10 protein-coding genes are annotated in these 10879 nt (G+C 68.9%); 1 reads left to right on the forward strand and 9 read right to left on the reverse strand.

From position 1 onward, the window contains the following. Positions 1-12: 12 nt before the first annotated feature. The 9 genes from D7Y13_RS10705 to D7Y13_RS45185 all read right to left on the reverse strand — a co-directional run bounded on the left by D7Y13_RS10705 (position 13) and on the right by D7Y13_RS45185 (position 10003). Positions 13-2823: a type IV pilus secretin PilQ gene (locus D7Y13_RS10705; RefSeq protein ID WP_120583148.1), complete on the reverse strand. Its 2811-nt coding sequence runs from the start codon at positions 2821-2823 to the stop codon at positions 13-15. Between the two features lie 55 nt (positions 2824-2878). After that, positions 2879-3442, reverse strand: a complete 564-nt coding sequence (locus tag D7Y13_RS10710; protein ID WP_199732732.1) for a pilus assembly protein PilP — start codon at positions 3440-3442, stop codon at positions 2879-2881. A 44-nt stretch (positions 3443-3486) separates the two neighbouring features. After that, complete coding sequence (locus D7Y13_RS10715; RefSeq protein WP_120533498.1) at positions 3487-4113, reverse strand: type IV pilus inner membrane component PilO; 627 nt, start codon at positions 4111-4113, stop codon at positions 3487-3489. 24 nt (positions 4114-4137) lie between these two features. Next, positions 4138-4821, reverse strand: coding sequence for a PilN domain-containing protein (locus D7Y13_RS10720; protein WP_120533497.1), 684 nt, complete (start codon positions 4819-4821; stop codon positions 4138-4140). A 29-nt stretch (positions 4822-4850) separates the two neighbouring features. Beyond that, positions 4851-5933, reverse strand: a complete 1083-nt coding sequence (gene pilM / locus D7Y13_RS10725) for a type IV pilus assembly protein PilM (protein ID WP_120533496.1) — start codon at positions 5931-5933, stop codon at positions 4851-4853. A 247-nt stretch (positions 5934-6180) separates the two neighbouring features. Then, a complete protein-coding gene (locus tag D7Y13_RS10730) occupies positions 6181-7593 on the reverse strand; it encodes a sigma-54-dependent transcriptional regulator (protein ID WP_120533495.1) in 1413 nt (470 codons plus the stop codon). A gap of 41 nt (positions 7594-7634) precedes the next feature. Then, on the reverse strand, positions 7635-8753 hold the full coding sequence (locus D7Y13_RS10735; RefSeq protein WP_120533494.1) for a sensor histidine kinase: 1119 nt from the start codon (positions 8751-8753) through the stop codon (positions 7635-7637). 22 nt (positions 8754-8775) lie between these two features. Beyond that, the gene (locus D7Y13_RS10740; RefSeq protein WP_120583149.1) at positions 8776-9804 is read right to left on the reverse strand and encodes a prepilin peptidase; all 1029 of its coding nucleotides are present in this window, start codon (positions 9802-9804) and stop codon (positions 8776-8778) included. A gap of 13 nt (positions 9805-9817) precedes the next feature. Next, positions 9818-10003: a hypothetical protein gene (locus D7Y13_RS45185; protein ID WP_147444265.1), complete on the reverse strand. Its 186-nt coding sequence runs from the start codon at positions 10001-10003 to the stop codon at positions 9818-9820. Between the two features lie 31 nt (positions 10004-10034). Here D7Y13_RS45185 and D7Y13_RS10745 point away from each other — a divergent pair, with 31 nt between their 5' ends. Then, positions 10035-10664 (forward strand): type IV pilin protein, encoded by a 630-nt coding sequence (locus D7Y13_RS10745; RefSeq protein ID WP_120533492.1) that lies wholly within the window; start codon positions 10035-10037, stop codon positions 10662-10664. Positions 10665-10879: the final 215 nt, after the last annotated feature.

A 10879-nucleotide genomic window follows, 5' to 3' on the forward strand; every position in this document is an offset into this window, starting at 1 on the left:
GGCGGCAGGCCTCTAGAGGCTCTGCGCGATGGTCTGCCGGTTGAGGATGCGGGGCGTGATGAAGATGAGCAGTTCCTGGCGCTCATCGGTCTCGGAGGTGCTCCGGAAGAAGAAGCCCAGCACGGGGATCTTCGACAGGAAGGGCACCGAGTCCCTGGAGGTGCTGCCCCGGCGCACGTAGATGCCACCGATGACGGTGGTATCGCCGTCCTTCACCAGGACCTGCGTGTTGGCCTCCTTGCGCTGGATGGACGGCTGTCCGTTGGCGCCCGTGTTGGACGGGTCCGGCTGGTTGTTCTGCGCCTGGATGGACATGAGGATGCTGCCGTCCTGCGTGATGTGCGGCGTGACTTCCAGGGACAGACGCGCTTCGACGAAGGTGGTGTTCACGCCGCTCGCCGACGTCTGGCTGAACGGGATGGACAGACCCTGGCTGATGCGGGCCGTGTTGTTGTCCAGCGTCGTGACCTTGGGCGACGAGATGGTCTTCACCGCGCCCTCCGTCTCCGCCGCCGACAGGCGCAGGTTGAGCTGGAGCGCGCCGCCCGCGGAACCGAAGGCGAAGCCCATGGCACCACCGATGCCCTGGCCCACGGCCGCCGGCAGGTTCACCGCGAAGTTGGGCGCCGCCGGGAGGCCCGGAGCCGCGCCCGAAGAGCCACCCGTCACGCCGACGGTGCTGGGGAAGATGAGGCCGGTGGGGTTGCCGGTCGCCGGCGACAGGCGCGCCTGACCGCCCCACTGCACGCCCAGGTTGCGGCTGAAGGTGGTGCTCGCCTCCACGATGCGGCTCTCGATGAGCACCTGCGGCGTCTGCGTGTCCAGGCTGCGCACCAGGGCGCGCGCCTTCTCCGTGTTGGAGCGGATGTCCTTGATGATGAGCACGTTGGTGCGCGTGTCCACCGTCACCGAGCCACGGTCGCTGAGCACGTCCTTCACCCGCGACGACATGTCACCGGCCACCGCGTAGTTCACCGGCACCAGGCTGACCAGCAGGTCCTCCTGCTGCTGCAGGGACTTCTTGCGCTCCTGGCGCAGCCGCGCCTCCTCTTCCAGCGTCTTCAAGGGCGCGATGCGGATGATGTTGCCCACCTGCTCCTGGCCCAGCTGCTTGGTGCGCAGGATGAGATCCAGCGCCTGGTCCCAGGGAACATTGCGCAGGCGGATGGTCACGCGGCCCGACACGTCGTCGGCCACGACGATGTTGCGCTTGGAGATCTCCGCGATGACGCGCAGCAGGTTCTGGATCTCGATGTCCTTGAACTCGAAGGACACGCGCTTGCCACGGTAGCGCGCCTGCTGGGGCGCGCCCTCCGCCGCGTACGCCGGGGCCTCGGCCGTGAAGCCGGCGGTGCGCTGGGTGACCGCCACCTCCTCCGTCTTCACGCCCTGCACGTCCAGCCGCCAGCTCAGGGTGTTGGCACCCTGGGTGACGTTCTCCTCGATGGCGCCGTCGGCGGCGACCACCACGCGCACCTTGCGGCCCTCACCGGGGACGCTGAAGGCGCTGATCATCTTCACCGGCGTGTCCAGCGCGCTGGTGTCCAGGCTGCGCTCCAGCTTCTTGGGCAGCCGCGCGTTGTCCAGCGTCAGCACCGCGCTGCGCGGATCCGGCCGGTCCACCTTCCACGTCGTCGCGCCGGACAGCTTCAGCTGCACGCGGCCACCGGAGGCGCTCTCGTCGAAGGACAGGTCCTTGACCTCCACCACCTGGGGCTGCGGGGCCGCCTGGGCCACGACGGCCGGCGCGGGCTGCGGCTTCGCCGCCTCCACGGGCAGCGGCTGCGGGCGCAGGGGTTCGGTCTCCGCCACCGCGTCGCGGGATGTGGAGGGCTTCGGCTTGCGCGCCACCGCGGCGCCCAGCACCACCTCCAGGCCGCGCTCGGAGCGGTCCACGCGGTAGGCGGGCATGTCGCCCTTGGCCACGAGGACCAGGCGCACCTTGTCCTCATGGGCGCCCACGCGCACGTCCTTGAGCAGGGAGCCCTTCACCTTGGGCGCCTTCGCGCTCAGGCCCACGCCGTAGACGTCCACGGCGAGGCGGGGGGGATCCACCAGCTCCAGGACCTCGTAGCGCGCGATGTCGCCATCGGTGCCCACGCGCAGCGCGTCGCCGTCCAGGGACAGCCGGGTGATGCGCTGGGCCGGGTGGGCCACCTCGCGCTCATCCGCCTCCGTGGCGACCACGTTCTCGCGGCCCGGCGCCTGGGACGGAGCGGCCTTGGCGGCAGCGCCCTCCTCCGGCACCACGGCCACCATCGCCTCCACGACGGGAGCGGGCGCGGCCTTCACCGGCGCGGGCTTCGGCGCGGCGGCGACCGCCACCGGCTCCGCGGGCTTCGGCGCGGCGGCCACCGGCTCGGCCGGCTTCGGCGTCGCGGGTGCCTGGGCGGTCACGGCGGCGGGGGCCACCGGGGAGCCGTCCACGGAGATGACGACGCGGTTGCCCTCGGCGCGCACGTCGTACTGGGACGCCTGGTCGAGCGCCACCAGCACGCGGCCCACGCTGGCGCGGGCGTCGGAGAACTGGGCGGCCACCACGCCGGACACCGGACCGGTGCCGTCATGGTGTCCCTTGATGCCCGTGGCATCCGCGGACGACAGGTCCACCACCAGCCGCTCCGGCCCACTGAGCCGGAAGACGGTGAAGGTAGGCGGCCGGGTCCCGGTCACCACGACCTGGGCACCAGCTCCCGTCCGCGACACCTGCAGGTCGCGCAGCGTATTCAGATCCGCGCCGTACACCTTGGCGCTTGCCAGGACGACCGCCCATGCGGTCGCCATGATCCACTTGCCCCTCGTCACAGCGCTCTGCTCGAGCATGCGTCCCCTCAACAAGTTGGTAGCGGGCGACTGCCCGCGGGCGCGCCGTGGGGCGCTACTCCCAGTTCTTGCCCGTCATCAGGTTGTAGGCGGGGTCCTTTACGCCATCTGCCTTGAGGTGCAGGCTCACCGGATTGCTGATGAGCTCGCCCTTGGCACCCGTGAAGACCTCGGTGACGGTGACCGAGTCCCGGAGGATCTGGGTCACCTTACCGCCCTGGCGCCCCACCCGGGTGTTACGCCGGACGATGTGGCCCCGGCCCAGCGGATCCTCCACCATCGCCAGCGGACTGGCGTCCCCCGTCACGACCGCCACCAGCTTGAGCTGGTCGAGGTCGAACACGCACAGGGGTTCGTTGCAGGCGCGCTCCGGTGCATCCCGCGCCACCGGTCCCAGCTCCTCCAGCGGACTCCGGAACGGATCCCGCTTGCCCACGGGACTGTAGGTGTAGACGAATCCTGGCACCGTCGACACCTCCGCCTTCACCGTCACCGGTGCCACGGCGGGGGCCGCGGCCTTGGGTTTGGCGGAGGCATTGCTGGCCTTGGGCGTCTCCCCACAGGCAGACAGGGTCAGCACCAGCACCGCAGCAGTCATCGTGGACTTGAACGTCTTCATCCGCGTCATCCCTTGTCGCCCCAGTTGCAGGGCGGATCAAGTTTCTAGTTTTTCTTCTTCTCTGCGGTCTTCTTCTTGGGGTCGACGGCGACGGCCTTCGGATCGACGAAGCGGAACGTGGTGGCCAGGAAGCTGCTCTGGAGGACCACCTTCTCGTTCTTCAGCGTCGCCCCATCCAACTTGATGTTGTTGACGTTCACGATGCGGCGCATGTTCGCCATCTCCTGCAGGAACATGGCGATCTCGTGGTAGTTGCCGCTCACCGTCATCTTGATGGGGATGCGCGCGAAGAACTCGCCGCCGCTGACGTACTCCTTGTCAGGCTCCACGCGGGCGATCTCCAGTCCGGACTTCTTGCCGATGTCGTTGATCTGCGCGAGCAGCTCTTCCATGTCGCGCCGCTCCGGCAGCTCCGTGAGGGCCTCCGCCAGCTTCTGCTCCAGCACGTCCATCTCGCGGCGGCGCTCATTGAGGTTCTGGGCGATCTCGCTCTTCTCCGCGAGCTCCAGGTCCAGCTTGCGGCGCTCCGCCGCCCGGGCGGTGATGGCCTCTTCCGTCGGCTGGATGGCGAAGAAGAAGTTGGCGACGGTCAGGATGACGACGAGTGCCGCGAGTCCGCCGAACTTCACCGCCGGCGGGGCCTTCGCGAGCTGATCCAGGTATTTGTCCATGACGTGGGGGTCCTTCGCCGCCTGCTAGATGGCGTAGTTGGCGGTGAGGGTGAGCTTGAAGTCGACGAGCGTGGGCGCGCCGGGCGTGTTCGCCGCCTTGGCCTGCACCGCGTTGGTCAGTTCGATGTTCTTGAAGAACGGCCGGATGTCCGCCACGGGGAACTCCTCCACGGAGGCGGTCTCCGTGTTGAAGAGCTCCACGCGGGACGTCTGGGCATCCCGGCGCTGCTCCACCAGGCGCCCCATGCCCTTGGGCGTCCACACCATGCCGCCCAGGCCGCGCATCAGCTCCGCGACCTCGTCGTGGCTGACGGCCGACCCGTTGATGGTGACGTTGTTGGACGCCTCCACGAAGGTCTTGAGCCAGACCTTCTTGGGGAGGGCGGACGACAGCGCGTCCAGCATGCGCACCGGCCCGTTGCGGCCCTTGCGCAGCGTGTCCAGCACGGCGAGCTTCTTCTCCACCTCGGTCTTGCGGGTGTTGATGTTGGTCACCTCTCCGATGACCTTCTCCAGCTCCGCGATCTTCGCCTTCGTCTGGGCGATGCCCTGCTTGGCGCGCGTGAGGTCGCCATCGCGATCCGCGTACCAGAAGTAGTTGCCCACCACCGCGGCGATCAGGACCGCGGCGTAGATGACCAGCACCTGCTGGCCCATCTCGCGCTTCTTCACCGCCCGGACGGGCAGCAGATTGATTCGAATCATCATGTGCGTCATCTCCTCGCGGCCAGAGCGGTTCAGCCCAGCTTGTCGCCCGGGCGCCGGAGCGCCAGTCCCACTGCCACCGCGGCCATGGGTGCCACGTCCATGATGAACGCGGGGTCGAACTTGCGGTTGTCCACTTCAATCTTCCGGAACGGGTTGAGGATCTCCACCGGCACGCCGGTCCGCGCCTCGATGGTCTTGAACAGGGCGGGAATCTTCGCGGTGCCACCGGACAGGTAGACCTTGGTGAAGTTCGAGTCCGCGGCGGTGCCCGCGTAGAAGTCCAGCGAGCGCTGGATTTCACCGGCAACCTGCTCCGCCACGCTGGAGAGCACCCGCTCCACGTCCTGGGGCACCACGGCGTCCGCGTCCGCGCGGTTGCCGCCGATCTTCAGCGCCTCCGCCTCCTCGTAGGAGACGTTGAGCTGCTTCTGGATCTCCTCGGTGAACTGGTTGCCACCGATGGTCACGTCGCGGGTGAACACCGTCACGCCGTTGGCGATGATGTTGATGTTCACCACGGAGGCGCCGGCGTTGATGAGGACGACGGTCTCCTTCTCCGGCAGCTCGTAGTTCGTGGAGAACATGTTCTGGACGGCGAACGCGTCCACGTCCACCACCACCGGCGCCAGTCCCGCTTCGGAGACCACGGTGGTGTAGTCGTTGATCATGTCCTTCTTGGCGGCCACCAGCAGCACGTCCATCTGACCGGTGGCGTCGTTGCCGCCGCCGTCGAGGATCTGCGTGTCGATGTTCACGTCCTTCACGTCGAAGGGGATGTACTGCTCCGCCTCCCACTGGATGCTCTCCTCGAGCTCTTCCTGGCTCATGCGGGGCATCTGGATCTTCTTGATGATGACCGAGTGGCCGGACACGCCGATGGCGACGTCCTTGCCCTTCACCTTCAGCTCCGCCATCAGCTCCTGCACCGCCTGCACGATGGCCGTGGAGTTCATCAGGGCGCCGTCGACGATGGCTTCAGGAGGCAGCGGTTTCATTCCGAAGCTCTGCAGGGCGTAGCCCACTTCACCGCGCTTGCGCTGCTCCTTGAGCATGATCATCTTGATCGACGTCGACCCGATATCCAGCCCAAGTGCCAGTTTGCCCTTCGCCATGCGTAACTCCATCGGAGAGGCGGCCAGCGTAGCACCGGCTTGATACCCCTCCTAAAAAGTGCTTGGCGCCCGGCCGCCCATCGGACGGGGGAGCGCCGCAAAGACCGACGACAGCCGCTCGCCCCCTGACGTACCACCGCGGAGGCCCGATTTTCCGGCCCCGGCCGCGTTCCGTCAAATGGCGGCGGAGGATTCCTGCCAGGTCGGGTCGCCTGCTGGCCCCTCCCCTGCCCTTCAAGTCCCTCCTTCAGGTCCGGAGTGCCTCCGCGTCGGGATCAATGCCGTACTCCTTGATCTTGTACAGAAGCGCGCGGTGGCTGATGTCCAGGACCTCCGCCGCCCGGGTGCGATTGCCCTTCGTGCGACGAAGCGCTGCCCGGATGTAGGACTCCTCCAGCTCCCGGATGGCCCGCTTGAGCGACAGGTCGCCTGTGGCCTGTAGCGGCGCGACCGCCCCGGCGGCCGCGGGTGCGGAAGCCGCCCACAGCTTCTCCGGCAGGCTGCCAGGCGCGATCAGGATTCCCTCCTCCAGCAGCACCGCGCGCTCCATGGCGTTCTCCAGCTCGCGCACGTTGCCCGGCCAGGCGTAGGCCGTGAGCAGGGCCTCCGCCTCCGGGGTGAAGCCCTGCACCGGAGGGTCCCGGTTGAGCTCGCGGTTGAAGCGCCCCAGGAAGGAGCGGGCGAGCAGCGGGATGTCCTCGCGGCGCTCGCGCAGGGGCGGCAGGGCGAGGTTCACGACGTTGAGGCGGTAGTAGAGGTCCTCGCGGAACTCACCCTTCTCCACCAGCCGGCCCAGGTCGCGCAGCGTGGCGGCCACCACGCGCACGTCCACGCGCTCCACGCGGCTTTCGCCCACCGGGCGGATCTCCCCCTCCTGCAGCACGCGCAGGAGCTTCACCTGCGCGCCCAGGGGCAGCTCGCCCACCTCGTCGAGGAAGAGCGTGCCGCCGTCAGCCTCCGCGAACAGGCCCCGGCGGGCGGTGCGCGCGTCGGTGAAGGCGCCCTTGGCGTGGCCGAACAGCTCGCTCTCCAGGAGGCCGTGGGGGATGGCGCCGCAGTTGACGGCCACGAAGGCCATGGCGGAGCGGCGGCTCTTGCCGTGCAACTCGCGCGCGATGAGCTCCTTGCCGGTGCCGCTCTCCCCGGAGATGAGCACGGTGGTGTCCACCGGGGCCACGCGCGCCACCTGCTTGAGCACCGCCTGGAGCGCGGCGCTCTCCCCCAGGATGTGCCCCAGGGACGCGCCGGGAAGGTGGGCCTCGTGCAGGCGCCGGTTCTCCCGCAGCAGCCGCTCGCGCTCCTCCGCCTTGCGCAGGACGAAGACGATCTCCTCCGGCTTGAAGGGCTTCTGGACGTAGTCGTACGCCCCCGCCTGCACCGCCTCCAGCGCCTGCTCCTGCGAACCGTAGGCGCTCATCACCACCACGGTGAGGCCCGGCTGGTCCACGAGCGCCGCGCGCAGCACCGACAGCCCGTCGCGCTTCGGCATGCGCACGTCGCACAGGAGGACGTCGTAGGCGCGCGCGGACAGCTCGCGCAGGGCCTCTTCGCCGTCGGCGACGGCGCGCACCTCGTAGCCCTTGTCGGTGAGCACCAGGGTGAGGATGTGGCGGATGGACGGCTCGTCGTCGGCGACGAGAACGGTGCGGAAGAGGGACATGGGGGTGGGCGCATCATACGCCCCACCCGCCCCAGCGCGTATCAGACGGCGGGAAGCGACAGCCGGAAGCAAGCGCCGCCCCCCGCGCCGTCGCGGGCCTCCAGCCGGCCGCCCATGCCCTGCGCCAGGTTCAACGACACCGCGAGCCCCAGGCCGGTGCCCTGCCGCCCCTTGGTGGTGAAAAACGGTTCGAAGAGGTGCGCGCGCACCTCCGGCGACAGGCCCGGACCGCTGTCCTCCACCTCCACGAACAGGAGCGCGTCCTCGCGCCGGGTGGAGATGCGCACCTGCCCCTGGCCGCCCATGGCCTGCGCGGCGTTGAGCATCAGGTTGATGAGGATCTGCGACAGGGGCCCTGGGTCCGCGCGCGCCAGCAGGCCGGGCGTCACGGCCAGCGTCACGTCCACGCGGTCCAGCTCCGGGCCGGCGCGCACCAGGCGCACGCACGTCTCCACCACCTGCCCCACGTCCACCGGCACCGGCTGCGCGCTGCCGGGGCGCCCCAGGTCCAGCAGGCCCCGCACGATGCGGTCGATGCGCAGGACCTCGTGGTCGATGCGCTCCAGGAAGTCCTTCACCTCCGGCCCTTCCGCCTTCATGCGCGCCAGGGAGAGGTAGCCCAGGATGCCCGCCAGCGGGTTGCCCACCTCGTGCGCCACGCCCGCGGCCAGCTTTCCCACGGTGGCCAGCCGCTCCGAGGCGACCAGCTCCGTCTGCGCCCGCGCGAGCCGGGAGTTCGCCTCGCGCAGCGCCTCCAGCTGCGAGCGCGTGAGGGCCTGCTCCTGCCGCAGCGCCTCCGCCATGCGCTGCAGCGCGCGCTGGATGCGCGACAGCAGCGGTCCGCCCTGCCCCGCCAGCGGCACGTCCAGTTGCAGCCGGCCCAGCTGCTCCACGGCGGCCTCGGTGGCGCGCAGCGGGCGGCCCACCGTGAGGTCCAACACGACGTAGGCCAGCACCGTCAGCACCACCAGGTCCAGGCCCAGCGCCAGGGGCAGGAAGGTGCGGATGCGCGACAGGCCTTCCGCCTCCGGCGTCCCGGGGTCCGCCAGCCGCCGCGCCACGTCCAGCAGGCGGATCAACACCGGTTGCAGCGTGAGCCAGGACAGGCCCGTGGACAGCGAGCCCAGCAGGAAGGCCACGCTCGCGATGCGCCACTTCATCCGCGCACCGGCGACACGCGCCTCACTGCGTCCCCCCGAGCATCATCGCGACCTCCACCGGAAACACACGGGAGAGCCACGGCCCCAGCAGCATGATCTCCAGCCCCGCCAGCGCCAGCCACGGACCGAACGGGATGTTGGTGGCCTCCGGCTCCCACTGCTCCTCGCCCGTCTCCTCATCCAGCGTCACATCCGGGATGTCCTGGAAGAGCAGGCACGGAATCACCAGCGCCACCCGCTTCCACCAGGGCAGTCCGGGCTTCGTGAACTCCCACGTCATCGTGGACGGGGGCTCCTCCGCCTCCTCCTCGGAAGAGGCCTTGGACGGATCCACCTTCTCCTCCTCGCCGCGGGGGCCTGCCCGGCCGGTGAGGGCGAGCATCACCACGCCCACGACAGCGCCCTGGAACGACGAGAAGAAGAGGATGCCGAGCAGCGACTGCCAGCCGAGGAACGCGCCCAGGAGCGCGACGAGGAACTTGTCCCCGCCGCCCAGCGCCTCCTTCTTGAAGACCTTCCAGCCCACGTACTCCATGAAGCGGAAGGTGAGGAAGCCCACCGACGCGCCCACCACCGCGTTCACCACCGCGTCCTGGCCCAGGGGAATGGCCAGCACGATGCCCGCCACGATGCCCGGCACGGTGAGCGACAAGGGCAGGATCCAGTGCTCCAGATCAATGAAGGTGAGCGGCACCAGCAGGCAGACGAGCACCAGCGCGGGCACGAGCGGATACGCCCAGTCGAAGCGCTTGAGGCACGCGAGGAACAAGAGGCCCGTGAGCAGCTCCACCAGGACGTAGCGCGGGGAGATGGGCATGCCGCACCCACGGCACTTCCCGCGCAGGCCCAGCCACGACAGCACGGGGATGTTCTCGTACCAGGACAGCACGTGCCCGCACTTCGGGCAGCGCGACCCCGGCCGCACGATGCTCAGCCCTTCCGGCACGCGCGCGATGACGACATTGAGGAAGGAGCCGAAGCACAGGCCCAGGAAGAACAGGAAGAGGATGAAGAGGGGCTCGGCCCAGCCCGGCGCGTAGGTGAACGTCACGGAGCCGGGAATCCTACCCGCCGCTCATGTCACTGGCGACTTCGTGGCGGACGACGAAAACCGTCAGCGTCAGTGACAAAAATTGGCAGGCCAGCAGGCGTGCCGCGCCTGAGGTGGGCTGCCCTTTGAGGGAATCCGAGCGGTTGGCCAGATTGTTCGCGGTGGCACTCTTCGTGCTAAGAGTTCGCACGTCGTTCAACCCCCCTCTGCCTGCCGCGGAGTTCCAAAACATGATGAACCGTCTCTTCCGGAAGAAGGGTGGCTTCACCCTGATCGAGCTGATGATCGTGGTCGCCATCATCGGCATCCTGGCCGCCATCGCCATCCCGAACTTCATCCGCTTCCAGGCGAAGTCCAAGCAGTCGGAGGCGAAGACGAACCTGAAGGCCATCTTCACGGCCCAGAAGGCGTACTTCGGTGAGAAGGACAAGTACCAGGTGAACTTCACGGTCATCGGGTTCGATCCCGAGGCCGGCAACCGCTACAGCTACGGCCTGGCGACGGGCTGCGCCGCCGCGGTGGACGCGACCCAGACGGCCCGCCGCGCTGGCGCCACCCTCGGCTGCATCGGCCAGGACGCGCTGAAGTTCCCCGCGCCTCCCGCCGCCGCGGACGCGGTCAACAACGTGGGCGTGAACCCCACCATCGATGACTGCCCGAACTGCTTCTTCAGCGCCACGGCGATCGGCAACGTCGACAACGATCCCGAAGGCGACACGTGGGGCATCACGTCCGCCACGGTCGCTGGTGAGGCCGTCGTCCAGGCCCCCTGCGGCATCGACGAGGACACGCCGAACGGCCTGAACCTGGTCGCGGGCGAGCCCACGAACGCGTTCAACGACGTGAGCTGCGGCGGTTAATTCGCTGCACGCCGTGCAAGCCTGCCGGGCCCGCTTCATTTGATTCACCGAAGCGGCTCGGCGTGGCACAATCAACGGGGCGCCCGGGCATTTCGGGCGTCCCGTTGTCGTTTCGTGAGGCCATGCGAAAGCCGCCCCTGCTGCGATTCGTTCCGGGACTGCTGCTGGTAGCCCTCCTGTCCGCGCCGCCCGTCCCCCCGCGCAGACAAGGCGGC

It is taken from the genome of Corallococcus praedator, from assembly GCF_003612125.1.
Lineage (GTDB): Bacteria > Myxococcota > Myxococcia > Myxococcales > Myxococcaceae > Corallococcus > Corallococcus praedator.